Annotated in this window: 22 protein-coding genes; 7 read left to right on the plus strand and 15 right to left on the minus strand. The window is 56.3% G+C overall.

The genetic code is table 11. From position 1 onward, the window contains the following. Positions 1 to 23 precede the first annotated feature (23 nt). On the plus strand, positions 24 to 1,652 hold the full coding sequence (locus tag OA238_RS17290) for a SulP family inorganic anion transporter (RefSeq protein WP_015496167.1): 1,629 nt from the start codon (positions 24 to 26) through the stop codon (positions 1,650 to 1,652). Between the two features lie 9 nt (positions 1,653 to 1,661). Here OA238_RS17290 and OA238_RS17295 read toward each other — a convergent pair whose 3' ends face one another. Next, positions 1,662 to 2,264 (minus strand): flavin reductase family protein, encoded by a 603-nt coding sequence (locus OA238_RS17295; RefSeq protein ID WP_015496168.1) that lies wholly within the window; start codon positions 2,262 to 2,264, stop codon positions 1,662 to 1,664. A 79-nt stretch (positions 2,265 to 2,343) separates the two neighbouring features. Between OA238_RS17295 and OA238_RS17300 the strand changes: the two genes are divergently transcribed. Continuing rightward, complete coding sequence (locus tag OA238_RS17300; RefSeq protein ID WP_015496169.1) at positions 2,344 to 2,817, plus strand: GNAT family N-acetyltransferase; 474 nt, start codon at positions 2,344 to 2,346, stop codon at positions 2,815 to 2,817. A 31-nt stretch (positions 2,818 to 2,848) separates the two neighbouring features. Continuing rightward, on the plus strand, positions 2,849 to 3,658 hold the full coding sequence (locus tag OA238_RS17305; protein WP_015496170.1) for an EcsC family protein: 810 nt from the start codon (positions 2,849 to 2,851) through the stop codon (positions 3,656 to 3,658). Here OA238_RS17305 and ptsP read toward each other — a convergent pair. From ptsP to coxB, 13 genes are all read right to left on the minus strand, one after another. After that, the gene (gene ptsP, locus OA238_RS17310; protein WP_015496171.1) at positions 3,655 to 5,895 is read right to left on the minus strand and encodes a phosphoenolpyruvate--protein phosphotransferase; all 2,241 of its coding nucleotides are present in this window, start codon (positions 5,893 to 5,895) and stop codon (positions 3,655 to 3,657) included. The genes OA238_RS17305 and ptsP overlap by 4 nt on opposite strands. 125 nt (positions 5,896 to 6,020) lie before the next feature. After that, on the minus strand, positions 6,021 to 6,458 hold the full coding sequence (locus OA238_RS17315; RefSeq protein ID WP_044037075.1) for a GNAT family N-acetyltransferase: 438 nt from the start codon (positions 6,456 to 6,458) through the stop codon (positions 6,021 to 6,023). Further along, positions 6,455 to 7,693, minus strand: coding sequence for an aspartate kinase (locus tag OA238_RS17320; protein ID WP_015496173.1), 1,239 nt, complete (start codon positions 7,691 to 7,693; stop codon positions 6,455 to 6,457). The genes OA238_RS17315 and OA238_RS17320 overlap by 4 nt, the downstream gene beginning before the upstream one ends. Before the next feature lie 70 nt (positions 7,694 to 7,763). Then, positions 7,764 to 9,170, minus strand: coding sequence for an FAD-binding oxidoreductase (locus OA238_RS17325; protein WP_015496174.1), 1,407 nt, complete (start codon positions 9,168 to 9,170; stop codon positions 7,764 to 7,766). A 140-nt stretch (positions 9,171 to 9,310) separates the two neighbouring features. Beyond that, on the minus strand, positions 9,311 to 9,895 hold the full coding sequence (locus OA238_RS17330; RefSeq protein WP_015496175.1) for a GNAT family N-acetyltransferase: 585 nt from the start codon (positions 9,893 to 9,895) through the stop codon (positions 9,311 to 9,313). Beyond that, positions 9,895 to 11,160: a M16 family metallopeptidase gene (locus tag OA238_RS17335; protein ID WP_015496176.1), complete on the minus strand. Its 1,266-nt coding sequence runs from the start codon at positions 11,158 to 11,160 to the stop codon at positions 9,895 to 9,897. The genes OA238_RS17330 and OA238_RS17335 overlap by 1 nt, the downstream gene beginning before the upstream one ends. Beyond that, a complete protein-coding gene (thrC, locus tag OA238_RS17340) occupies positions 11,157 to 12,545 on the minus strand; it encodes a threonine synthase (protein ID WP_015496177.1) in 1,389 nt (462 codons plus the stop codon). Before thrC ends, OA238_RS17335 begins: the two co-directional genes overlap by 4 nt. Position 12,546: 1 nt before the next feature. Next, positions 12,547 to 13,212 (minus strand): SURF1 family protein, encoded by a 666-nt coding sequence (locus tag OA238_RS17345; protein WP_015496178.1) that lies wholly within the window; start codon positions 13,210 to 13,212, stop codon positions 12,547 to 12,549. A 96-nt stretch (positions 13,213 to 13,308) separates the two neighbouring features. Then, positions 13,309 to 14,112, minus strand: a complete 804-nt coding sequence (locus OA238_RS17350; protein WP_015496179.1) for a cytochrome c oxidase subunit 3 — start codon at positions 14,110 to 14,112, stop codon at positions 13,309 to 13,311. 27 nt (positions 14,113 to 14,139) lie between these two features. After that, positions 14,140 to 14,766, minus strand: coding sequence for a cytochrome c oxidase assembly protein (locus OA238_RS17355; RefSeq protein WP_015496180.1), 627 nt, complete (start codon positions 14,764 to 14,766; stop codon positions 14,140 to 14,142). After that, positions 14,763 to 15,038 carry a hypothetical protein gene (locus tag OA238_RS17360; RefSeq protein ID WP_015496181.1) on the minus strand — a complete coding sequence of 92 codons (276 nt, stop codon included), beginning with the start codon at positions 15,036 to 15,038 and terminating at the stop codon, positions 14,763 to 14,765. Before OA238_RS17360 ends, OA238_RS17355 begins: the two co-directional genes overlap by 4 nt. A gap of 1 nt (position 15,039) precedes the next feature. Next, the gene (gene cyoE / locus OA238_RS17365; RefSeq protein ID WP_015496182.1) at positions 15,040 to 15,981 is read right to left on the minus strand and encodes a heme o synthase; all 942 of its coding nucleotides are present in this window, start codon (positions 15,979 to 15,981) and stop codon (positions 15,040 to 15,042) included. A gap of 54 nt (positions 15,982 to 16,035) precedes the next feature. After that, positions 16,036 to 16,890 carry a cytochrome c oxidase subunit II gene (gene coxB / locus OA238_RS17370; RefSeq protein ID WP_015496183.1) on the minus strand — a complete coding sequence of 285 codons (855 nt, stop codon included), beginning with the start codon at positions 16,888 to 16,890 and terminating at the stop codon, positions 16,036 to 16,038. A 198-nt stretch (positions 16,891 to 17,088) separates the two neighbouring features. On the opposite strand from coxB, the gene tldD reads away from it, so the two are divergent. Next, positions 17,089 to 18,510 carry a metalloprotease TldD gene (tldD, locus tag OA238_RS17375; protein ID WP_015496184.1) on the plus strand — a complete coding sequence of 474 codons (1,422 nt, stop codon included), beginning with the start codon at positions 17,089 to 17,091 and terminating at the stop codon, positions 18,508 to 18,510. Between the two features lie 278 nt (positions 18,511 to 18,788). Here tldD and OA238_RS17380 read toward each other — a convergent pair whose 3' ends face one another. Then, entirely contained in the window at positions 18,789 to 19,868 is a 1,080-nt protein-coding gene (locus OA238_RS17380; protein WP_015496185.1) for an IS4 family transposase, read from the minus strand. Between the two features lie 702 nt (positions 19,869 to 20,570). Between OA238_RS17380 and OA238_RS17390 the strand changes: the two genes are divergently transcribed. The 3 genes from OA238_RS17390 to topA all read left to right on the plus strand — a co-directional run bounded on the left by OA238_RS17390 (position 20,571) and on the right by topA (position 24,910). Next, positions 20,571 to 20,870: a GFA family protein gene (locus OA238_RS17390; protein ID WP_015496186.1), complete on the plus strand. Its 300-nt coding sequence runs from the start codon at positions 20,571 to 20,573 to the stop codon at positions 20,868 to 20,870. 163 nt (positions 20,871 to 21,033) lie between these two features. After that, a complete protein-coding gene (gene dprA, locus OA238_RS17395; RefSeq protein ID WP_144055927.1) occupies positions 21,034 to 22,101 on the plus strand; it encodes a DNA-processing protein DprA in 1,068 nt (355 codons plus the stop codon). A gap of 139 nt (positions 22,102 to 22,240) precedes the next feature. Further along, positions 22,241 to 24,910 carry a type I DNA topoisomerase gene (topA, locus tag OA238_RS17400; protein WP_015496188.1) on the plus strand — a complete coding sequence of 890 codons (2,670 nt, stop codon included), beginning with the start codon at positions 22,241 to 22,243 and terminating at the stop codon, positions 24,908 to 24,910. Positions 24,911 to 24,937 lie beyond the last annotated feature (27 nt).

Below are 24,937 nucleotides of genomic sequence, written 5' to 3' on the forward strand. Positions count from 1 at the left end.
ACATAAACCAGTCAGGTGACCCTTTGCGTCAATCTATTTTTGCGAACTTTGTAGACCGTCTCGAAGAGGCCGATCTAAAGCCATCGGGTAAAAACCTGACGCCCGCCCGTCTGCGGATAGAAATCCTGTCGGGTCTGACAGTGGCGCTCGCGCTCGTACCCGAAGCAGTGGCGTTTGCATTTGTCGCGGGCGTTGATCCGCTGGTCGGCCTATACGCCGCGTTCATTGTCGGCCTGATCACCGCGCTGATCGGCGGACGCCCTGGTATGATTTCCGGTGCGACGGGGGCTCTGGCGGTTGTGATGGTGGCCTTGGTTGCCAATAACGGCGTTGAATACCTGTTTGCGACCGTTGTTTTAATGGGACTTATCCAGCTTTTTGTCGGCTTTATGCACTGGGGTAAATTCATGCGCCTTGTGCCGCATCCGGTGATGCTGGGGTTTGTTAACGGCTTGGCGATTGTTATCTTCCTTGCGCAGATGAGCCAGTTTCAAGTCCCTGGCACCGCTGGCGAAGGTGGCGGACATGGCATGGCATCGGGTGATTGGCTGACGGGCACACCGTTGTATTTGATGCTCGCACTCACCGCGCTGACCATGGCAATCATCTGGATTTGGCCAAAGATTACATCGCTGGTTCCCGCGCCACTTGCAGGTATCGGCATTATCGCGATCATCGTACTCGTGTTGCAACTGGACACGCCCGTCGTTGGCGATCTGGCAAGCATTAGAGGCGGCTTTCCTCCCTTCCACATCCCATCGGTCCCTTTCACGCTTGAGACTTTTTATATCATTTTGCCCTATTCAATGATCCTCGCGGCGATTGGCCTGATCGAAAGCCTGCTTACCCTGAACTTGGTTGGCGAAATCACCAATAAACGCGGTGGTGCCAGCCAAGAATGTATCGCGCAAGGCGTGGCGAACACTGTCACAGGCTTCTTTGGTGGCATGGGTGGTTGTGCGATGATCGGTCAGTCGATGATCAACGTGAAATCCGGCGGCCGCACGCGCATTGCGGGCACAGCAGCTGCCCTGTTCTTGTTGGCGTTCATCCTGTTTGCGTCCGGCTTGATCGAACGCATCCCACTGGCAGCACTGGTCGGTGTTATGTTCATGGTCGTGATCGGCACGTTCGCGTGGAACTCGTTCAAGATCATGACAAAGGTGCCGCGCATGGACGCGTTTGTGATCGTGCTGGTGACGGTCGTAACCGTGATGACAGACCTTGCGACTGCCGTTGTTGTGGGCGTCGTTGTGTCAGCACTGGCCTACGCATGGTCAAATGCCAAACGCATCTATGCCAGCACGGAAATCACCGAAGACGGTGCTAAAGTCTACAAAATCAACGGACCACTGTTCTTTGGGTCCGCCGATGGATTTGTTGAGTTGTTCCAGTTCGATGACGATCCAAAGTCCATTATCATCGATTTTGAAGGGTCCCGTGTGGCGGACCAATCCGCCCTGCAAGCCATTGAAAACGTCGCCGCAAGATATGAGGAAGTCGGCAAAGCGATCCAATTGCGCCACCTGACCCACGATTGCCATCAATTATTGTCCAAGGCGGGCCACCTGATTGTGGACAGTGACGATGACCCCGACTACGAAATCGCGGTGGATTATTCGGTTAGAACAGGCATTATCGGCGGGCATTAAGCCCCGCCGCTAGACCGGTCTATCGAGGCTGAACACCTCACGCACAACCGAATAGTCCTTATATCCACCGCGCGCGAGTGGTTGAAATTTTGTAACGTCAAAAATGCCATCGACCATACAATCGCCCCGAAGATGCACGCCGGTGACTTCGCCAAAGACAACAAAATTCACCGCCCCTTCGATCTTGACGATTTGGGTTACGCGACATTCCAAAACTGCTGGCGCGCCGGCAACGTGGGCGCAGTCAATCGTGCGGCAAGCGGCCTTTCCGATCCCCGCATCGACAAATTCGTCGACGTCGCGTGACCACGCACCCGACGATCTGTTCATCGCGTCGCGCATGGCATATTCAACTATATTAATAGCAAATACCCCCGTTTCACGAATATTGGCGACGCTGTCTTTGGTATCACCGCGGTCGTCCTTCGCGGAGGTAGACGCAAACATCACCTGCGGCGGCACGTAAGCAACCGCGTTGAAAAACGAATACGGCGCGAGGTTGTCAGACCCATCCGCCCCGCGGCTCGAAATCCATCCGATTGGGCGCGGTGTCACCACGGCGTTAAACGGATTATGCGGCAATCCATGGCCGTCTTTGGGTTCGTAAAACATCGTATCAACTCCTCGAAAAACCTCTACCCAGCCAATATCTTGTTTGCATTGAAAGCGAAACAAAGGTTCACCTAAGCCAATGGAATTGCGCGACGAAACAACAGACGATTGGTGGGGCGTGGAAACGCTGTACGACCTGACCTTTGCGCCAGGCCGCAAAGCGTTGTCGTCATATCGTTTGCGCGACGATGTCCCGCCTATCGCTGCGTTTTGTCGTGTGGTGCGCTCGGGCGATGGTGTCATCGGCGGCGCGATCCGGTGTTGGCCGATCCGGATTGAAGACCACTCAGCACTGCTGCTCGGCCCCGTCGCTGTCCACCCGACGCGCCAAGGCGAAGGTTTGGGCGGGCTGATGATCCGCGATGTGTTGGAACGCGCGGCACCTGCGGGCTGGCCGCGTGTGCTACTTGTGGGCGATGCGCCCTATTACGCGCGATTCGGGTTCAGGCCTCTCAACGGGGTCGTCATGCCGCCGCCCACCAATCCTAATCGCATTCTTGGGCATGGCCCATGGGCAGGCATTCGCGGCCGTGTGCGCAAGCGTTTAGATTGAAATCACGTGACAGAAGGCTCATCTATAACGGATGACAGATAATACAGACGCCCAGATCCCCGTCAAACTTGGCGATTCCGCCATCCCGTTGAGCGATGAGGCCCGCGACCAAATCGCCCGCCTTGCGGCGCGCCAACACAACGCCACAGGCGTGTTGATGCAGGTCGTAACCTTTTTGGGTGGGCAGGTCGAAGACGGCCTAAAACTGCTGCCCGCCAGCACCCGCGCCCGCCTTGACGGTGCCGCGATGCGTGGACTGCGTGCCAGCTATGATGCGGCCGGACGTAGCCAAGGCGGTATCGGGCGGTTCATCGCAACCGACCGCGCGCACAAGGCGCTGGCGTCGGTGTCAGGTGCTTTGGGTGGCTTGGGCGGTCTGCCGACAGCGCTGGTTGAACTGCCGCTGGCCACCACCGTGATTTTTCGCGCCGTGCAACGTATTGCTGCCGAACACGGCGAAGATCCCTTGGCCGCCGAGACCCGCGCTCAATGTTTGCAGGTTTTTGGCAAAGGTGGCCCCGGCAGTGAAGACGACGGCATTGATACCAGTTTCATAGGTGCACGCCTTGGTCTGTCCGGCGCTGCGATCAATAAACTTATCAGCAAAGTCGCGCCCAAATTTGCAACTGTTCTGGGCCAGAAACTCGCCGCGCAGACCGTCCCTGTCTTGGGCGCTGCGGCGGGGGCTGGCACGAATTACACCTTCGTTAGCTATTACACCGATATCGCCCATGTGCATTTCGGGCTGCGCAAACTGGCCCGCACATATGGCGCGGACCAAGTCGCGGACGCCTTCACACTTGAGGCAATCAAACTCAAAAATCCGCGACTTAGGGCTTAGATCTGTTGACGTAAGAAATCATTGATCGCACTTCGCACGGATTGGTCCCCGCGTTCGCGCGCCTCATGAATGACGGTCCGCACGTCGTCAAGATTAAGCCGCCGCAACATATGCTTGACCGGTCCGATAGACGCCGGTCGCATAGATAGATTGCGCAGTCCCATAGCAGCAAACGCCACCGCCTCAACGGGACGACCTGCATCCTCACCACAAAAACTAACAGGCGTATTGTGGGCATGGCAGCGCGCGATCAACTGTTCCAGAAAGCTGAGGAAGCTGACGTTTAACGTGTCATAGCGCCGCCGCACCCGTTCGTTTTCGCGATCCGCAGCAAAGAAAAACTGCTTGAGGTCGTTGCCACCGATCGAAATGAAATCGACCTCTTTGAAAAAGATGTCCGGCGCAAACGCGAGGCTTGGTGTTTCAAGCATCGCCCCAATCTCAACCGCGGAGGGCAGCGGATGACCGAGGATACCTTCCCGCGCCATCGCTTTGTCAAATTCTGCGCGGGCAGATCGGAATTCTTCAAGTTGCGCGACAAACGGAAACATCACCGTCAGCGGCCGTCCGTTTGCCGCACGGATCAGCGCCTGCAATTGCATCCGCAACACACCAGGTTTTTCCAGACCGACGCGGATCGCGCGCCACCCCATTGCAGGGTTGGGTTCGTCATTGAGTTTCATATAGGGCAGCACTTTGTCGGACCCGATATCAAGCGTGCGAAACGTAACCCTTTTACCATTCGCGGCGTCCATCACCTGTGCATAAAGCGCTGATAGCTCTGCGCGTTTTGGCATTTGACTGCGAATTAGAAACTGCAACTCCGTCCGAAACAGCCCGACACCTTCTGCACCAGAACTTTCCAACGATGGCAAATCGGCCATCAAGCCCGCGTTCATGTGGAGCCCGATCACGGTGCCGCATTTCGTCTGCGCAGGCAGTCCGCGAATGCCTGCATACCGCGCCTGTGCTTCGGTTTGCATGGCCATTTTGTCGCGAAACGCAGCCAGAACTGTGTCGTCAGGTCGCAAATGTGCGATGCCCTGATCACCGTCCACCAAAATCGGATCGCCGTTCAGCGCCTCAGCCGTGATACCTGTCGCTTGGATCACCAACGGGATCGCCCACGCCCGCGCAATAATCGCCGCGTGGCTGCCAACAGACCCTTCTTCCAGCACGATTCCCTTGATTTTCTTGCCGTAGTCCAGCAATTCACCGGGCCCAATATTGCGGGCCACCAGCACTGGATTTACCGGCACTTCCGCGCCAGTATTACTACCCTGACCGGTCAAAATTCGCAGCAGGCGGTTTGATAAATCATCAAGATCATGCAGACGGTCGCGCAGATAACTGTCGGCAGACTGCATCCGCGTGCGTGCCAGCGACTGTTCTTTTTCAACCGCAGCCTCGGCGGATAGGCCTTGGGCGATATCCGCCTCCATCCGTTTCATCCAACCGCGTGAATTGGCGAACATCCGGTAGGCTTCGAGCACCTGTTTTTGGTCTTTGTTGACAGTTTTCGCCTGCGTCAGCATCTCATCAACTGAAATCCGCAGCGTATCAACGGCCTCACGCAGACGTGCCAGTTCAACATCGGGATCGTCCGCCACCACGTTGGTGACGACGACGCGCGGTTCGTGCAAGTACACATTGCCGCCCGCAGCCCCCTCTTGGCCTACCAATCCCTTGAACATAACGGGTTCTTGGTGGCGTGTTCGCATTGCGGCGCCTTCACCAGCGAAGGCGCCCAGTTCATTCATTTCAGCCAAAACCATGGCAACCACTTCGAGGGCATAAACCTCATCTGCAGTGAATTCGCGCGACACGCGGCTTTGGACGACCAAGACGCCCATTGTTTCGCCGATCCGCTGCACTGGTATGCCGCAGAAACTGGAATACCGTTCCTCGCCCGTTTCGGGCATGTAACGAAATCCCCGCGCTGCGGGGGCGTCTGCGGTGTTCACGACACGGCGTGTTTTAGCGACACGACCAACCAGACCTTCGCCAAGGCGCATCCGCGTTTGATGCACAGCCTCTTGCTGCAAACCTTCTGTCGCGCAAAGTTCGAGCGTATCAGCATCGCGAAAAAGGTATATCGAACAAACCTCTGCGCGCATTGAATTGGCGATAAGGCGCACAATTTCATTCAATCGCGCCTGCCCTGCTTCACCGCTGGCCATTACGTCACGCAGACGGACCAGCAGCTTGCGGCTTTCTGTCTCAAAACCTTGTGGCATGTGATCTCCCGCACCCTTAAAAAATGAGACTACAGCCCGGCGCATTGGGTCGCAATGGCGTCCCGCACGCACAGGTTGTAAATCCTAAGGTCCGATTACCAATGCAACGGACCAAATTTGCGCACTCAACCTGTCAGATCGTATGTCACCCACTGGGTCGACTGCGCGACTTTGTCATAAAGCCCACGCGCCCGCGCATTGTCTGCCGCCGTGATCCAGCGCACGACGCTATGGCCCTGCTCTGCCGCACGCACCTTGATCGCATCAATCAAATCATCAGCCGCACCCGAACCACGGGCCGCCTCGGCAACAAACAGATCATCCAGAAACAACCCCGACGCGGCAGCCAAGGGTCGCGCAAACGCGCGATAATGTGCAAAGCCAACCAATGTGCCGTCGTTGTCGGCGACCAATCCTTTCACCTCATGGGCAGGATCGGTCAGCCACGTCCAAACCGTTGCGCGCATTTCGGACGTTTGCAGAACCTCGTAAAACTGCGCATAGGCGCTATACAAGGCGTCCCATGCAGACCGATCCGCCGTCTGAACTGCGCGAATAATCACGCTGTTTTATCAAGCTCGAACGCATCATGCAGCGCTTGTACGGCCAGTTCCATGTACTTGCGATCAATCAGCACGGACACTTTGATCTCAGATGTGGTGATGACTTTGATGTTCACACCTTCGTCGCGCAAAACCGAAAACATTTTTGCCGCCACACCCGCGTGACTGCGCATTCCGATGCCGACAATGGACACTTTGGCAACGTCAGTATCAGCGACCAGATCATGGAAATTGATTTCACCAGACGCCTTGGCATCTTCCATCGCCATTTGCGCGCGTTTCACCTGATCAGTGGGGCACGAAAACGTCATATCCGTACGACCTTCTTCTGAGATGTTCTGGACGATCATATCGACGTTCACGCCCGCCTCAGACAGCGGCACAAAGATCGCGGCGGCAATTCCAGGGCGGTCAGCCACGGAAATTAGTGTCATTTTTGCTTCATCGCGACTAAACGCAACGCCAGCGACCACATTGGATTCCATGATTTCTTCCTCCGCACAGACGAGCGTTCCTGCATCGTCAGATTGTTCTTCAAATGATGACAGCACGCGCAAGCGCACTTTATATCGCATTGCCAACTCGACGGAACGCGTCTGCAAAACCTTAGCACCGAGCGACGCCAGTTCCAGCATTTCCTCAAATGCGATCTTGTCGAGCTTTCGTGCCTTGGACGTCACCCGAGGGTCGGTCGTATAAACGCCGTCCACGTCGGTATAGATGTCGCAGCGAATAGCCTCGAACGCAGCGGCAAACGCCACGGCCGTCGTGTCAGACCCGCCGCGCCCCAGCGTGGTGATCCGCCCTTCAGGGCTTGCACCTTGGAACCCCGCGACAACCGCGACTTTCATGCCTTCGCCGAACTTCGCCAGAATGTTATCGGTCGGAATTTCCTCGATGCGGGCTGAACTATGGGCCGACGTCGTCATAACCGGCACCTGCCAGCCCTGCCAACTGCGCGCTGGCACGTCCATTTCTTGCAAGGTCAGCGCCATCAAACCCGCGGTCACGTTTTCACCAGAACTGACAATTGCGTCGTATTCACGCGCGTCATGCAATGGCGATATTTCGTTCACAAAACCGACCAGTTTATTTGTTTCACCGGCCATGGCAGACACGATCACGATCACGTCGTTGCCTTTGGCCACTTCCACACCAACCCGCTTGGCCGCACGTTTGATACGGTCGATTGTGGCAACGCTCGTGCCGCCGAATTTCATCACCAGAACTGGCATAGTCTGTCCCCAAGGTCGTGCATCAATTAAGTCCGCGTCGTCATAGGACGCGCGGGTGCGCGACGCAAGGTCAGGCGCGCAACACCGCGCCGGGGTTCATGATGCCGCGCGGGTCCAACGCGTCCTTGATTGCACGCATCATCGCCAGCTTTGCAGGGTCGCCGTAAGTCTCCAGATCAGTGACTTTGAGCCGCCCGATGCCATGTTCCGCGCTGACCGATCCGCCGAATGAATGAGCCAGATCGTGAACCGCCGTCTTGATCGCATCGCGCTGGTCTTGGTGATCGACACGGCTGCGCCCCGCCATTGGAAAGACATTGTAATGCAGGTTTCCATCTCCCAAATGCCCAAAACAATTGATCCGGAACTGACCGATTTTGGCAAGGATCGCAGTGGCTAACGCAATAAATTCAGGAACGCAGGATATCGGCACCGAAATATCATGGGACGAGACCGCCCCAATGCGCCTGTTGCCCTCGGGGATCATCTCTCGAATTTTCCAAAGATCCTGCGCTTGGCTGACGGACTGCGCAATGACCCCGTCCAAAATCAAATCGCCAGCGTTCTCGAACAGATCTTCCAACGCGCCCTGTGCCGATCGGCGAACCGGCAGGCCAACTTTCATCAAAACCGACCATTCAGGTGCCTCTTTGAAAGGCGCTTTGTACGCCAATCCTGCCTCATCAAGGAAATCGAACCCTTGTCGGTGGATCAGCTCAAATGCTGTCACACTCTCACCCAAATGCTCACCTGCCTTGGACAACAGCGACACGGCGGCAGCGGGGGTTGGCACGACAAACAACGCCGTTGCCTCATCAGCCGGACGCGGCATCATCCTCAACGATGCACCCGTAATCACGCCCAATGTCCCTTCGGAGCCGATCATCAAGTCACGCAGATCATAGCCAGTGTTGTCTTTGCGCAGACGGCTCATGCCGTTCCAGATTGTCCCGTCGGCCATCACGACCTCCAAACCCAAACACTGCACGCGCGCATTGCCGTAGCGGATCACGTTCAAACCACCCGCGTTGGTCGCCAAAAGCCCACCAATCCGCGCCGACCCCTCAGACGCCAGCGACAGCGGGAATAACCGCCCGACATCGCTTGCAGCAGCCTGTACATCGGCCAATATCACACCCGCATCGACCTCAATCACATTGTCATGCCGGTAAACCGCCCGAACCTTGTTCATGCGCGCCAACGACAAAATCACCGGCACCGGTCCCTCGGCGACGGTTTGCCCGCCAACCAACCCCGTGCCACCCGAATAGGGCACGACCGGAACATGTGCGCCAAAACACGCGGTCATCAACGCCGAAACTTCATCGACGGACGCAGGCGACACCACCACGCCTCGCCCGGACCAACGCCCGCGTGGTTCGACCAAAAATCCTGTTGGATCAGCCAAAAACGCGGCCCCAGGCAGCACGTTCCGCAACTTTTCTACAAATATCTCGTCTACGGAATTTAACGCCATGTCAGCTTCCCCGTTCGTCATTGCTTCTCAAATATCCCGGGGAGTCCAAAGGACGGGGCAGCGCCCCAAAAATGCAGGCTGGCCTGCATCGGATTTTGCAAAAATCCGCTCCCCGCCCGCTGCAAGCTCTTCGCACCAGATCATCCCACATCAGTCTTCCCACGCCGATCATGGCGCAGGTTCGCGTATAGCACATGGTTGCGCCAACGCCCGTCGATCTGCAAATACGATTGCGCCACGCCTTCGTATTTATATCCACAGCTTTCCAGCAACCCACGCGACGGTGTATTTTCCGGCAAACAGCCCGCTTCGATCCGGCTCAAATCGAGCGTTGTGAACGCGTAATGCACCACCGTCTCAATTGCCTCGCGCATATATCCCTGCCGCGCGTGGGCCTCGCCAATCCAATAGCCCGTCGTTCCGGCCTGCGCTGGCCCGCGCCGAATATGATCAAGCGTTATCGCGCCAAGAATTGTTTCGTCACTGCGCCGCACAATAAACAATGGCAGCGCCGTGCCGTTCGAAATCGCCCTTTGCGCCCAATACACCCGATTGGTGAAACTTCGGCGCGTCAGATGATCGGGCGCCCAGATCGGCTCCCACGGCTGTAAAAAAGCCGCTGATTCCTGTCGCAACGCAGACCATGCGCGAAAATCGGAATGGATCGGCGGCCGCAGTGTCAGCCGTTCAGTATCAAGGCGAATTTTCTTACGCGTCCGCAGCATTACGCAACCAACCGCTGTCGCAAAGCCTCCAATGTGGGCGCATCATCAATCGGCCCATATAGCGCCATGACCGACCCCGCATCGGTGATCAAACTCCCACCAAACGCACGCACATCACCTGTCGTCACTGAATCAATCCGTTCAATCGTGTCTTCAATCGTCGGCACATCACCCCAGATCGCGACCATGCGGGCCAGACGTTCCGCGCGGTTGGACGGGCTCTCGAGCCCCATCAACATGCCCGCTTTCATCTGCGCGCGGGCCCGCGCAACTTCCTCGGCGCTCATATCATCAGCGGCCCGTTTCAGCTCATCAATCGTCAGCGTAGCCAGTTCACCTAACTGTTCAGCAGACGTGCCAGCATAGACAGTCATCATGCCAGTGTCGGCATATGCCCCTGCTTGGGCGAAAATCGTGTAACACAGCCCACGGTTCTCGCGCAGCTCTTGGAACAGGCGCGATGACATGCCCCCACCCATGGCAATCGCGTGGATTTGGGCGGCGTAAATGCCGGGATCACGGTAGTCCGGTCCCTCAAACGCCAGTGCAAAATGGGCTTGTTCCAGGCCTTTTTTCACCCGCCGCTCACCGCCGACAAACGCAGCAGCTTCGGCCGCGCGTGGCTCAGATCGACGTGGCAAATGACCGAACAGCTTTTCGGCCAATGCCAACAATTCGTCGGGGTTCACTGCACCCGCCGCTGACAGAATCATCTGATCGGGCCCGTACCGTTCTCCGATAAAATCGGTCAGGTCGGCTTTGGCAAAGGAACTCACCCGCTCGCTTGGGCCTAAAATAGTGCGCCCTATTGCCTGATCCGGATAGGCTTCTTCCTGAAGCCAGTCAAAAATGATGTCGTCGGGCGTGTCCAATGCCTGACCGATTTCCTGCAATATCACGCCACGCTCCACCTCGATCTCGGCTTGCTCAAACACAGGATTGAGCAAGATATCGGCAATCACGTCCAGTGCCAGTGGCACGTCATTTTCCAGAACCCGCGCGTAGTAGGCGGTCATTTCGCGTGATGTGTAGGCGTTGATATAGCCGCCAACGTCTTCAATAGCTTCGGCAATCTGCAATGCTGATCGCCGCTTCGTCCCCTTGAATGCCATGTGTTCAAGGAAATGGGCTATACCGTTTTGTGTCGGCGTTTCATGACGCCCCCCCGCCAGAACCCATATCCCGATTGAGGCTGATTTCAGGCCCGGCATCTGTTCTGTGACAATACGAAAGCCGTTCGAAAGAGTGTGTTGTTGGACGGTCACTTGGCAATCCGCTCCTTAATAAGAGTTTGCAGGGCAGCGAGGTCATTTGGCACCCGCGTGACCCGTTCGGATCGCTCATACAGGTCCGCCATGTGGGGCGGCAATGGCGGATGCTGACCTGTCGCTTTTTCAACAGCCGCCGGAAACTTCGCAGGGTGCGCTGTGGCAAGTGTGATCATCGGTGTGGCGCTTTGGAACCGGTCAGCAACCGTCACGCCAACAGCGCTGTGGGGACACAGCAATTCACCGGACCGAACCAGCTCATAGGTGATCGTGGCGTAGGTTTCAGCTTCGGACGAACGGCCGGATGCGAACGTGTCGCGCAACATGTCAATCGCGCCTTGGGAAATCGAGAATGACCCGTTGTCTTTCAGCGCATCCATCTGCGCCGCCACCACGTCACCGTCGCGCCCGTATGCTTCAAACAGGGCGCGTTCGAAATTCGACGACACCTGAATATCCATCGACGGGCTGATGGATGGCGTCACGCCTTCCTTCACTTGCGCGCCAGTTTGCAACGTGCGGTGCAGGATGTCGTTCTGGTTCGTAGCTATCACCAGTTGATCAATCGGCAGCCCCATGCGCTTTGCGATGTAGCCTGCGAAAATGTCTCCGAAGTTACCAGTGGGCACAGTAAAACTAACGGGGCGATGCGGTGCGCCCAGAGACACAGCAGAGCTAAAGAAGTACACCACCTGCGCCAGAACGCGGCCCCAATTGATCGAATTAACCCCCGCAAGGTTAACCCCGTCGCGAAAGTCGAAATCGTTGAACATATCCTTCAGCACCGCTTGGCAGTCGTCAAAATCACCATCCATCGCCAGCGCATGCACGTTGGTTTCCACGGGTGTCGTCATCTGGCGGCGCTGGACCTCGGACACGCGACCGTGCGGGAACAGAATGAACACATCAACGTTTTCCAGCCCACGGAATGCTTCGATCGCGGCTGATCCGGTGTCGCCTGACGTGGCGCCAACAATCGTGATGCGTTTGCCGGACCGGGTCAGCGACGCCTGAAACATTTGCCCGATCAATTGCATGGCAAAATCTTTGAATGCCAATGTTGGGCCGTGAAACAGTTCCAGCAGGAAATGATTGCTATCAAGTTGCTTGAGCGGCGCACGTGCGGCGTGGTTGAACTCGGCGTAGGCAGCATCAATCAACCCGCGAAATTCATCATCCGTAAATGTATCGCCAATAAACGGGCGCATGACGGTATAAGCGATGTCTTCGTAGGACTGCCCCGCCATCGCTGCCATCTGGTCCACACTAAGCGTCGGAATGACCGCGGGCACATACAGCCCGCCATCGCGCGCAAGGCCGGTCATCATCGCCTGCTCAAAACTCAGTTCGGGGGCGCCACTGCGGGTCGAAACGTACTTCATATCAGCTTCCTTTTGGGCGCATGGATCGCACCACATAAAACCCCGTCATGGAAAACCAGACCACAGCCAGCAAGAACCACGTAATCGCATATTCAAGATGGTCGTTCTTGATATTTCGGGTATCCACAGCCAGCGGCGTCAGGCGCTCATCATATTGCGACGCCGCATACAGCACCACCAACAGCGGTTCCGTCCCCAGCGCCTGCGCCATCGCGGGAACGTCGCGGGCATACCATTCGTCTTCGATTGGTGCCTGTCGCGAGACATCATCCGGCCAGATTAGATTGCCCTGCACTGTGACCTCTGCAGTCAGCGCATCCCCTTCGTCTTCATACAAAGGCAGCAAACCTTGGTCCAGCATCACCCGACGCCCGTCTGCCGTGACAAACGCGGAAATAATGTGATGACCAGTGCCCGCAGCTGTGCCACTGTCAAGAAACCGGATTTCCTCGCCAGTCGCGGCACCTTGCATAATTACGGTCAGGTAATTGTCCGCGTCAGGGTTCGGGGCGGCGGGCAAGGGCACTGGGTCAGCAGCGACCCGCGCATTTATGTCGCCAATGATGCCAAGCTTCCATTCCAGCCGATCAAGCTGCCAAAATCCAAGCCACAAAAGCACAACAATGCCGCCAAGACCGATCACAAGAGGGAATAGAATTTGTCGCATGGGGAGCCTCAAAGGTGCGGTGTCTCAACAATAAAAACGCGCAGGGTGTTCATCCCTGCGCGTCTTGCCGTGTCAAATCATTCAGGTCAAGACGGCTTACTGGCCCCAGACATAGACAGATGCGAACAAGAACAGCCATACCACGTCCACAAAGTGCCAGTACCAAGCCGCAGCTTCGAAGCCGATGTGGCGTTCTGCCGTGAAGTGGCCCTTGCGGACACGCAGGTAGCACACGAACAAAAAGATCGTGCCGATCACAACGTGAAAGCCGTGAAATCCCGTCGCCATAAAGAAGTTCGCGCCATAAATATTTCCAGCAAGACCAAAGGCCGCATGGCTGTATTCATAGGCTTGGAACCCAGTGAACAACACACCGAGCAAAACGGCGAGGATCAGACCGCTTTTGACGTCTTCGCGGTTGTCTTCATGGACAAGTGCGTGGTGCGCCCAAGTCGCGGCAGCGCCCGAACACAGCAGGATCAACGTGTTGATCAGCGGCAAATGCCAAGGGTCGAACGTTTCAATCCCAGCCGGAGGGAATTGTCCGTCGATCGCTGGCGATTGTGGCCCCATCGGGTACATCGCGTGCTTGAAAAAAGACCAGAACCATGCGGCAAAAAACATGATTTCGGACATAATGAACATAATGAACCCATATCGCAGGCCGATGCTGACGACTGGCGTGTGATCACCTTGGTGGGATTCAACGATAACGTCAGACCACCACGCGTACATGCAGTACAGCACCCCCGCGAAGCCCATCAGGAACATGTAGGGGCTGTCACTAGAATCCATCCAGAGAACGGCGCCAAACAGCATTAAGAAGACCGCGACCGCTGTTAGCAGTGGCCACACAGAAGGCGGCAGGATGTGATAATCGTGGTTTTTTTCGTGGGCCATGCGTTTCGTTCCCTTACGGCGTTGTTCTTAATTCAAATCTGTCGATTGCACTGCATCCAGCGCGGCCTGATCATCCACCTCGAGGGTAGCCTGCTCATACTCTAGCGGCAAATCGTTCAAGTGGAAGGTATACCCCAACGTGATCGTATGCACATACTGCCCTTCGCGGTCGTCGACAATGGCCGGATCGATATAGAAAGTGACAGGCATATTGACCGTTTCACCCGGTTGCAGGATCTGCTGTTCAAAGCAGAAGCAGTCGATCTTATCGAAAAATACGCCAGCCTCGTAGGGGGCAACGTTATAGGACGCGGACCCCGCTATGGCATGATCGGTCGGGTTGGTGGCCTCATAAAAGGCCAGAACTGTTTCACCAATACGGACCTCCATCTCGCGCTGTACGGGTTTGAACGTCCACGGCATGTCAGAAGCCACCGCGCTGTCAAACCGCACTGTGATGGTCTGATCCAGAATCGTATCGCTGCCGGATGTGGCGATATTAGTAACGCCACCAAACCCGGTGACGCGGCAGAACCAGTCATAAAACGGCACGGATGCCCACGATAGGGCCCCCATCAGAACGACAACACTAACGGCCTGTGCAGCCGTGCGGTTCGCGCCTTCGCTGATATAATGAAACGGATTCATTTTCATTCACTTGCCCCTTCTTGGGTGGCAGTTGCTGCTGTTGCACGTTCTGCGGCCACGTCAGCCGCGCGCCGCTCTGCAGCTTCTAATGCGCCAAGTTCCAACTGTGGACGCGCAACATGATCAAACTTTTCCAACTGGCGAATATCCGTCAGGCCTAAAACCTTCACGACGGTCAGTCCGAATACGATACCGATCAAGCCAAGTAACAACAGGCCAACGCCCATGTTGCGGCCTTTGCGGCGCGAATGGATCTCATGTTCAACTTTCATCGCCATGCTACCAGCCCGCCCAAGATGTGAGGCCATAATTACGCAACAGCGCCTCGATCATCAACGCGCCGAAATGGCCAAACAGATAATACAGCGATACTTTGAACGTGTGTTTTTCAACGGCGTAATTGTCTGCGTCCGAATCTGCATCCGTGCGGCGCCAGATTGCGTAGCAGCCTTTCAGGAACCAGATGTTCAGCGCCACAGCCACGAACAGATAAAATGGTCCGCCAATCGACGTAAAACCAAGCCAAAGCGCGACAAGAACCAGCGGCGCGCAATAGGCGATAATATGTTTACGCGTCACTGTGCGCCCGTGGGTTTCCGTCAGCATCGGCACACCCGCATCACCGTAATCGGATTTCACAAACAGTGCCAACGCCCAGAAATGCGGCGGCGTCCACATGAAGATCAGCGCAAACATCAACACAGATTCGATAGACACGCTGCCCGTGGCCACGGCCCAACCAATCATCGGGGGGAACGCACCGGCCGCGCCGCCAATCACGATGTTTTGCGGCGTGGATCGCTTTAGCCACATGGAATAGATGACCGCGTAGAAAAAGATCGTGAACGCAAGCAAGCCCGCGGCCAAAGCGTTCGTCGCCAAGAACAACAGCACAATGGAAAAACCTGACAACGCCAGACCAATGCCAAGCGCCTCCCCCTCAGTTACAGTGCCCGACGGGATCGGGCGTTTGACGGTGCGCTTCATGATCGCGTCAATGTCGGCGTCCCACCACATATTCAACGAAGCCGACGCGCCCGCGCCAACGGCGATGCATAAAATGGCAACAAATCCGATGAACGGGTTTACGCCAACAGGGGCAACAACCAGCCCTACGAACGCTGTAAAAACGACCAGTTGCATAACCCGCGGCTTCATCAGGGCGAAATAATCGCCCATTTGCGCGTCTTGCGTCTGCGTTTGGTTGGTTGCGTCTGCCATTTTATCCTCGGTACAAACGTTGAAAACACGAAACCCCAGTCCTTAAGTCGAAACTTAAGTTGGGAATTCCACTTTCGCGCCCGCAAGCCATTCTTCGTAAACGTCAGGATGCACGACTTTAACAGTGATCGGCATAAAGGCATGGTCTTTACCACACAGCTCAGAACACTGGCCAAAGTAGATGCCTTCACGCTCTGCATTAAACCAAAGCTGCGCAAAACGACCCGGTACCGCGTCTTGCTTTACGCCAAACGCCGGAATCGTCCACGAATGGATAACGTCCGCGCCCGTAATGGTCATCACAACAGTCGCGCCCATTGGCACAACGACAGCGGTGTCAGTCGCAAGGCGGAATTCATCTTCGGAATAACCGGCTTCTTCGAGTTGTTCGATGATGCCCGCGTTCAGGTTGCCCTCATTGGCCCCGATCATGTAGCTTTCAAAGAACACGTCTTCGTCAGTGTATTCATAGGTCCAATACCACTGGTAGCCGGTTACAGAAATGTTGATGTCGCCTTCCGGAATTTCCTGCTGCTTGAACAAAACCGGCAAAGAAAACGCGCCGATGAAAACAAGAATCACGATCGGAACGATCGTCCAAGCAACTTCCAGTGGGGAATTATGAGTGAATGTCGCAGGCGTCGGGTTCGCTTTGGCATTGTAGCGCAGAGCAACCCACGCAATCAGGCCAACCACGAACAGCGAAATCGCGGCACACATCACCAAAAGCCATCCGTCCAGCCACTGCAAATCACGGGCGAGTTCGGTGACAGCGGGCTGAAAGCCCGTCGCGCCGGGCGTTGGTGCGCCAACGATCTCAAGATCTTCGATGGCGGTTTGTGCCAGTGCAACCCCCGCAATTGGCGCGGTCATTGCGGCAAGGCCAAGACGTTTTGCAACGGTCATCATGTGCGTATCAATCCCTAAGTCTGTCAGCGCGACCGTCGCGCTGCCTTGGTTCCTACGAAAACTCCAAACGGAATCCCGTTGTATTCACGGGCGGTCATCCCATATCCTGTGGATCAACTCAAGCTATCCAGACGTGTCAAAGGGTCGCTTTTTGACCCAAATCGCCCCCGAAACGAATAAACAGTCAGGAAACACCAAATGGCGCACGATCTTTTCCGCCCGTTCGAAACGAATTTAGACCAAGATAGCGCGTTGGCAATGGTCCGTGACGCGACGGCTGGCGCCGATGATGGCGAATTGTTCCTCGAACGCCGCCGATCCGAGGTTTTATCGTTTGACGATGGCCGGATCAGAACCGCCAGCTATGACGCTTCCGAAGGGTTCGGATTGCGTGCTGTGCGCGGTGAGGTCGCAGGTTATTCCCATTCCACCACCATCAATGAACATGCGCTGCGCCGCGCCGTCGCGACGGCACGTTTGGCCGTAGGGGACGGCGGTGGCACAATGGCTGACGCCCCTTCCCGCACAAATACGGTTCTATATACCGACGCCGACCCGATGGCAGACGCGGCTTTTCCTGCGAAAATCGACCTGCTCAAAGAAATCGATGCGTTTTGTCGCGATCTGGACCCGCGCGTTGTGCAGGTCTCAGCGACCCTCGCCGCGTCGCACCAAGAAGTTGTAATTTTGCGCCCAGAAGGCACGCTGGTCACGGACACCCGCCCGATGTCGCGCCTCAATATTTCGGTAATCGTCGAAGATAACGGTCGTCGCGAATCCGGCGGAATGGGCGGTGGTGGTCGTGCGGGCCTGATCAACCTGATCGGACCAGACAGCTGGCAACCTGTTGCGCGCGAATCGTTGCGCATCGCATTGGTGAACCTTGAGGCAGAGGCCGCACCGGCTGGTGTGTTCGACGTCCTCCTCGGCCCCGGTTGGCCCGGAATTTTGCTGCACGAGGCTGTTGGTCACGGCCTTGAGGGTGATTTCAACCGCAAAGGCACGTCGGCATTTTCGGGTTTGATGGGCCAACAGATCGCGTCCAAAGGCGTCACCGTTCTGGACGACGGCACCATTCCGGATCGACGCGGGTCCATCACGGTTGACGACGAAGGCACGCCCAGCGCCAAGAATGTGCTGATTGACGACGGCGTCCTCGTGGGCTTCATGCAAGACCGCCAAAATGCGCGTCTGATGGGGGTTGCCCCCACCGGCAACGGGCGGCGTGAAAGCTATGCGCACATCCCGATGCCGCGCATGACCAACACCTATATGTTGAATGGCAATGATGACCCGAAAGACATGCTCGCGGGCCTGAAAGACGGTATCTACGCGGTGGGCTTCGGCGGCGGTCAGGTCGACATCACCAACGGCAAATTCGTGTTCAGCTGTACTGAGGCGTACCGCGTCAAGAACGGCAAAGTCGGCGCCCCCGTCAAAGGCGCGACGCTGATTGGCGACGGTGCCACCGCGCTGAAACAGATCCGTGGCATCGGCAACGACCTCGCACTTGACCCCGGCATCGGCAACTGCGGCAAGGCAGGCCAATGGGTGCCCGTGGGTGTGGGCCAGCCGAGCCTGTTGATTGGGGGTTTGACGGTAGGTGGCGCGGGCGTGTGACCGCGTCGCGTTGGCCCACCTGGCGCACCAACCCTTCAAGATTTTTCGAAGCGGACTATTGGGCATATGCAACGACTCTTTTAGCAAGTTGCATCCTAGTTTTTGTTGTCGGTCTGACATTGATTGGCGTCACGATACTTGCAAGCGATGTGGCCACATTTAACGTGTCGCCAAGCTCTGCCGAACCTTTCATTCATAGTATCAATTAGTCTGGCCTAATTCTTTGCTGGTCCCTGATTGCGGGGTTAGTTGCGGTTCCTGCTCTCATCATGGCCATACTACACGACTCTTGTGATTATGGGTGGAATTAGTATCCACGGTGAGACAGCGGCGTTTGGGTCTGACCTGAGCAGTTTACGGAGCTGATCGAAGCCAATTCGAAAGAATGACTTTGCAAAATATCCGTGTTTTTTCCGCTTCATTTTCCCGCCTCCAATAAGCTTTGTGGCGGTTTTAGATGCCCATGCAACCGCGAGCGCAACGAGACCTAAAAGAAGCTCAAGTTTTTTGGAGATGGTCAGTCGTGTGTCTTCAAGATTGAAGCCGCGTGCCTTTGTGTCGCCAAAGAGGCTCTCAATGGCCCATCTTTTCTTGTAGGTGGCGAGGGCCCGATGTGCGGGCCGATTAGAGACGACGATCAAAAGCTCACCCCCCTTGATGCGCTTTGCAGCAAAGCTAAACCACGTGGCCTCCCCCAAATTGTTGCCTCCAAATCGGGCATCAAAGTTGCGCTTACCGCGACAGGTGCGCAACAAGGTGCTTAGATTTTGCGTTTTCCCGTCCTGTGTGGTCACAAGTTGGTTTGCTTTGATACGGATGACAAATGGGACGTTGTTTTTATGAAGAAAATCCAACCATTGTGCTCCAATGAATTCCCGGTCCGCTAACAAGAACTTGATGGTGGAGACCTCAAACACCGACAGATAACGTTTCATCAAGGCAATGCGCTGAGCAGTATCGCTGTTCCCTGCACGCCCCAAAACGCTCCACATCAACGGAATACGGTGGCGGCGTGTGACAAGGGCTAAGACCAAGAAGTTGACATGGCGTTGGCTAATTTTCCAATTTGTTCGGTCCAAGCATAAATGCCAGGTGGGGCCAGAACCAATCATTTCAACAAGCAAGGGGGCCGCCCAATCCGAGCCAAGATCAACATGCTGGAAAAAGCGTTGTAGGCGACGGTAGGTGCTTTCAACCTTGCTATCGGTAGGAAACTCACAGGCCAGATGGCTCAAATTTACCGTCCGGGCATTCACCATTCCCATGATCAAGAGGCACATCGTTTCAAGGCGACTGTTGCTCAACTCTAAATGGGGGGATAACCTCTTCTTGCGGGTCGTCAGGGCTTTCGTGATCATCAGTGGAACCTTTTTTAGCGATAAGAGTCCGCTCCTAAATCACCTTCTGGCACCCTCAACCACCCTACTGTCGTGTAGTATGCATCATGGCATTGAATCGGTGTGCCGCTTCCAGCTGTGCAGGATGGAGCGTGGCGCTTTCGCTTGGAATTGTTTGCGGATCGGTTGTCTCTTTTGGTGTGTCGATTTGGAGCGGGATGCCAGCGTGCGCCTCGGTTCCATCAACATTCGTTATTATCGGTCTGTTGCTGGCATATTCGGCGTCAGTTTGGTTGTCGTTACGGCTTCTTCATCCGTCCTCTCTTGGCATCCTCAATAAGGCGCCACCATGCCCCCCCCGCATCGTCCAGTCAGCCGATTTCGATTCTACAGCCCATCTCTGGCACGCCGCGTGGCACGAAATCCAAGCGCCGTTCGTGTCCGCCTCGCTCATCGCCCAGCGCTGCCTTGAAAGCTTTAAAACACGCCTTCTGCGGTCCTCGATTGTTTGATCGAAAACGATGCCGTTATCCAGATCTACGGCCGCAACGGGTGGGTGAAGCATGGCGTTCAAACCGCGCAATTGGACACCGTTGACGGCCCGTTCGACCTAGCATGTCTCATTTTCCGAAAGGAGCTATCGGCCACCTAACCAACACAAAGATCACCGTAACCTGCCTGTGCGGCGCGGTTTAGTTTACACAGGCCGCCCCCGAAAAACTGGTGCGCTGCAATTGTGCGGCCTGTCGCCGCTACGGTACACTTTGGGCGCACGGCCCGCTTGATACGATTGCCATCACAGCAAATGGCCCAACAACGCGCTACGTCCGCCCTGACAGCGACGGCGATCTTGCCTTCGTCAGCTGCGCGACCTGGGGTGTGACCACCAACTGGGAACCCACGACGCCGCAGAACGGTCCAGCCTATATGGCCGTCAACGCAGCCCTGTGTGACCCGGCAACCACGACAGATCTGCGCATCCGCCACTTTGACGGGGCGGATGCATTTGCGTTCCTTGACTGATCGCGCGCCCAAAGCACAAAAGCACGAATTCTCCGTCTCAATAATAACCTCTCGTTAACCTCAATCCCCTAAACCTGATTCTGCAGCAGACGGAGACTAGGATGACCGAGAACGACAGTTCTTCCACTCCCCCCCACTCCTACCCACCACGGAAGATGATCGGATAAGTCATCTCCGTCTGCTGCGCTCACGTCGTGTGGGTCCGGTAACATACGCCAGATTGTTGGCCGAACACAGGTCCGCCACAGGCGCCCTTGACGCGCTTCCCCAAATTGCACGCAATGCAGGTGTTCCCGATTATCAGGTCTGTCCAATCGGCGTCGTGCGCGGTGAACTCAAAGCAGGCCGCGCCGCCAAAGCGCGACTGGTATTCAAAGGCGAACCGGATTTCCCGCGTGCCTTGGCCGACATAGACGACGCGCCCGTCATGCTGTGGATGATCGGCGTCGCGTCAGTCCTGCAACGGCCGATGGTCGCTTTGGTCGGCGCGCGCAACGCATCATCTTTGGGCACGCGCATGGCGCGCAAACTGGCGCAGGAACTGGGTGAGGCAGGGTTTACCGTGGTGTCCGGCCTTGCGCGCGGCGTTGATGCCGCCGCCCATGACGGGTCACTTTCTACTGGCACGGTCGCGGTCGTTGCAGGAGGGGTCGATGTGATTTACCCCGCTGAAAACGCCAATCTGGCACAGAAAATCACGAAAAACGGTCTTCGCGTATCAGACCAGCCTATCGGATTGCACCCACACGCCCGCCACTTTGTCGCGCGCAACCGGATCATATCCGGCATGGCGCAGGCCACAATTGTGGTAGAAGCTGCGGCCAAATCCGGCAGCCTGATCACAGCCCGCAGAGCGTTAGATCAGGGGCGCGACGTCCTTGCGGTGCCTGGCCATCCTTTTGATGCCCGCGCCTCCGGCTGCAACATGCTGATCCGCGACGGGGCGATACTGGTGCGCAGCGCACACGATGTTCTCGACCACCTTGGCGATCCGACAGCCATCGCGCCCAAATTGCCGCTTGAACCCGTGCCACAGCCGCGCGGTTTGCGCGAAACAGCGCTGCTGCATGCCGATATTCTTGACCGCCTCAGCCCCGCGCCCATGGCCGAAGACCAACTGATCCGCAGCCTTGGTGCCGCGCCAACCGCCATCGCACCGCTTCTTATGGACCTCGAACTTGACGGTAAAGTCATCCGTCAAGCTGGCGGAATTCTGGCCCGCGCAAATTAAAATCTCGGCTGTTTCAGTGCGCCGAACGCAGGCCCCACGACACTCATTTGTCACACGTCACAGATGTTGCATTGACAATCCCGCACGCCCCACCACATTTTGCCCAGTCACTAACGTCGCCTCTTTTGGAAGGATTCCCATGCCTGTTGTTGTCGTTGAGTCTCCGGCTAAGGCCAAGACAATCAACAAGTATTTGGGGCCAGGCTACACAGTCTTGGCGTCCTACGGCCACGTCCGCGACCTGCCCCCAAAGGACGGATCAGTCGACCCTGACAACGATTTCGACATGTTGTGGGAGATCGCAAGCGACAGTAAAAAGCACATCAAAGCCATTGCCGACGCCCTTGCGGATGACAATGAACTGATCCTCGCGACCGACCCCGACCGTGAAGGCGAAGCGATTTCATGGCACCTTGAAGAGACATTGCGCAAACGCAAATCGATCAAGAAAGACACGCCCGTTTCGCGCGTCGTGTTCAACGCGATCACCAAGACTGCCGTCACCGAGGCGATGAAAAATCCACGCCAAGTCGATGTGCCACTGGTTGAGGCTTACCTTGCGCGGCGCGCACTTGATTATCTCGTTGGCTTCAAACTTTCGCCAGTCCTGTGGCGCCGCCTTCCCGGTGCAAAATCCGCGGGCCGCGTGCAATCGGTGTCCCTGCGCATCATCGTTGAACGCGAGATGGAGATCGAGGCGTTCAACAACCGCGAATATTGGTCCGTCAAAGCCCAGCTATCAACGCCGCGCAACCAAGCGGTTGAGACCCGACTGACCGTTCTGGCTGGCAAAAAGCTCGACAAATTTGATCTTGAAAATGCAACGCAGGCGGAACTTGCGGAACAGGCCGTTAAGTCCCGCGATCTGACCGTCAAGCGCGTCGAAGCGAAACCCGCCAACCGCAATCCGTCCGCGCCGTTCATGACGTCCACCTTGCAACAAGAAGCGTCGCGCAAATTCGGATTTGGCGCGCGCATGACAATGAACGCCGCGCAGCGTTTATACGAAGCGGGTCTGATCACCTACATGCGGACCGACGGCATCGACATGGCCCCCGAAGCCATAACTGCTGCGCGCGACGCAATTGCTGCAAAATTCGGCAAAGACTATGTTCCTGACACGCCACGCATCTATAAAAACAAAGCCAAAAACGCACAAGAAGCGCACGAATGTATCCGCCCGACCGATCTGATGTTAGACGCAGAAACGGCAAAAATTGCCGATCCGGACCAACGCAAATTGTACGATTTGATCTACAAACGCACGGTGTCCAGCCAGATGGCCGCCGCCCGCATGGAACGCACAAGTGTTGATTTCGGCAGCGCAGACGGACAGGTAGAACTGCGCGCGACGGGCCAAGTCGTGCTGTTTGACGGCTTTCTTGCGATTTACGAAGAAGGCCGCGATGACGACGCGGCAGATGATGACGGCGACGACAAACGCCTGCCCCAAATGGCTGAGGGCGAAAAGATGGCTAAGTCATCCGTTGTGGCTGAACAGCATTCCACCCAGCCGCCGCCCCGCTACACCGAAGCGACGCTTGTCAAACGCATGGAAGAACTCGGCATCGGTCGCCCGTCCACCTACGCGTCAATTGTCACGACGATTCAGGATCGCGAATATGTCCGCAAAGAAAAAAACCGCCTGATCCCTGAAGACAAAGGTCGCTTGGTCACAGCATTCCTGACCAATTTCTTCCGCAAATACGTCGGTTATGACTATACCGCATCGCTGGAAGAAGAACTCGACCACGTGTCAGCAGGCGAAGCTGACTACAAGAAAGTTCTGTCTGATTTTTGGGGTGACTTCAAAATCACCATCGACGAAGCGATGGATATGTCCATCACGCAAGTCCTTGACAAAATAAACGAAGTCCTCGCACCGCACATCTTCCCGCCGAACGAAGAAGGCACCGACCCGCGTCTTTGCCCGAACTGTAATGTGGGCCGCTTGTCCATGCGCACCGCGCGGTCTGGCGGCGCCTTTATCGGCTGTTCCAACTACCCCGAATGCAAATACACCCGCGCCTTTGGCCCCCCCGGTCAAGACGATGCATCCGGCATCCCGCCAGAAGGCAAAGAATTGGGCATGGACGACGGTGACAAAATCTGGATCCACAAAGGGCGCTTTGGCCCCTACGCCCAGCGCGGTGAGGTCACGGAAGAAAATAAGAAACCGAACCGCCAGTCGGTCCCGAAAGAATGGCCGCCAGAAGACGTCACGCTTGAGACAGCCGTCAAATTGCTGTCACTGCCCCGTCTGATCGGCACCCACCCCGAAGACGGCGTCAATGTATTCGCCAACATCGGGCGCTATGGTCCTTATATCAAACACGCAGAATCCACATCCGAGCGTGGCGGCACCAATGCCAATCTTGAGGGGCTTGACGACGTGTTCACCGTAGGCATGAACCATGCCGTACAGCTTCTGGCCGAAAAAGTCGCGAGCCGTGGTAATCGCGGCGGGGCAGCTAAAACTTTGAAATCGCTTGGTGATCACCCAGATGAGGGCGGACCAATCGACATCATGGAAGGCAAATACGGGCCATACGTGAAATGGGAAAAGGTCAATGCGACCCTGCCAAAAGACAGCGATCCAGAGGCGCTGACAATCCAACAAGCTGTTGATCTGATCACCGAAAAGCAGGCCAAAAAGGGCACCAAACGCAAAGCCCCTGCCAAGAAAAAGGCAGCCCCCAAGAAGGCACCAGCAAAGAAAGCTGCAGCGAAAAAGACTGCTGCCAAGAAACCCGCAGCAAAGAAGGCAGCGCCGAAAGCCATCGATACCGGTGATGACGTTCTGGAATAGCGGCTCGGATAACGCCGCAGCGCAGCA

Origin of the sequence: Octadecabacter arcticus 238 (assembly GCF_000155735.2) — a bacterium.
GTDB classification, from domain to species: domain Bacteria; phylum Pseudomonadota; class Alphaproteobacteria; order Rhodobacterales; family Rhodobacteraceae; genus Octadecabacter; species Octadecabacter arcticus.

Excerpts from the sequence above, each read along its gene's own strand:
- OA238_RS17295 (WP_015496168.1), bottom strand. The coding sequence starts at position 2,264 with ATGTTTTACGAACCCAAAGACGGCCATGGATTGCCGCATAATCCGTTT.
- OA238_RS17300 (WP_015496169.1), top strand. The coding sequence starts at position 2,344 with ATGGAATTGCGCGACGAAACAACAGACGATTGGTGGGGCGTGGAAACG.
- OA238_RS17305 (WP_015496170.1), top strand. The coding sequence starts at position 2,849 with ATGACAGATAATACAGACGCCCAGATCCCCGTCAAACTTGGCGATTCC.
- ptsP (WP_015496171.1), bottom strand. The coding sequence starts at position 5,895 with ATGCCACAAGGTTTTGAGACAGAAAGCCGCAAGCTGCTGGTCCGTCTG.
- OA238_RS17320 (WP_015496173.1), bottom strand. The coding sequence starts at position 7,693 with ATGCCAGTTCTGGTGATGAAATTCGGCGGCACGAGCGTTGCCACAATC.
- OA238_RS17325 (WP_015496174.1), bottom strand. The coding sequence starts at position 9,170 with ATGGCGTTAAATTCCGTAGACGAGATATTTGTAGAAAAGTTGCGGAAC.
- OA238_RS17330 (WP_015496175.1), bottom strand. The coding sequence starts at position 9,895 with ATGCTGCGGACGCGTAAGAAAATTCGCCTTGATACTGAACGGCTGACA.
- thrC (WP_015496177.1), bottom strand. The coding sequence starts at position 12,545 with ATGAAGTACGTTTCGACCCGCAGTGGCGCCCCCGAACTGAGTTTTGAG.
- OA238_RS17345 (WP_015496178.1), bottom strand. The coding sequence starts at position 13,212 with ATGCGACAAATTCTATTCCCTCTTGTGATCGGTCTTGGCGGCATTGTT.
- OA238_RS17350 (WP_015496179.1), bottom strand. The coding sequence starts at position 14,112 with ATGGCCCACGAAAAAAACCACGATTATCACATCCTGCCGCCTTCTGTG.
- OA238_RS17355 (WP_015496180.1), bottom strand. The coding sequence starts at position 14,766 with ATGAAAATGAATCCGTTTCATTATATCAGCGAAGGCGCGAACCGCACG.
- OA238_RS17360 (WP_015496181.1), bottom strand. The coding sequence starts at position 15,038 with ATGGCGATGAAAGTTGAACATGAGATCCATTCGCGCCGCAAAGGCCGC.
- cyoE (WP_015496182.1), bottom strand. The coding sequence starts at position 15,981 with ATGGCAGACGCAACCAACCAAACGCAGACGCAAGACGCGCAAATGGGC.
- coxB (WP_015496183.1), bottom strand. The coding sequence starts at position 16,890 with ATGATGACCGTTGCAAAACGTCTTGGCCTTGCCGCAATGACCGCGCCA.
- tldD (WP_015496184.1), top strand. The coding sequence starts at position 17,089 with ATGGCGCACGATCTTTTCCGCCCGTTCGAAACGAATTTAGACCAAGAT.
- OA238_RS17380 (WP_015496185.1), bottom strand. The coding sequence starts at position 19,868 with ATGATCACGAAAGCCCTGACGACCCGCAAGAAGAGGTTATCCCCCCAT.
- topA (WP_015496188.1), top strand. The coding sequence starts at position 22,241 with ATGCCTGTTGTTGTCGTTGAGTCTCCGGCTAAGGCCAAGACAATCAAC.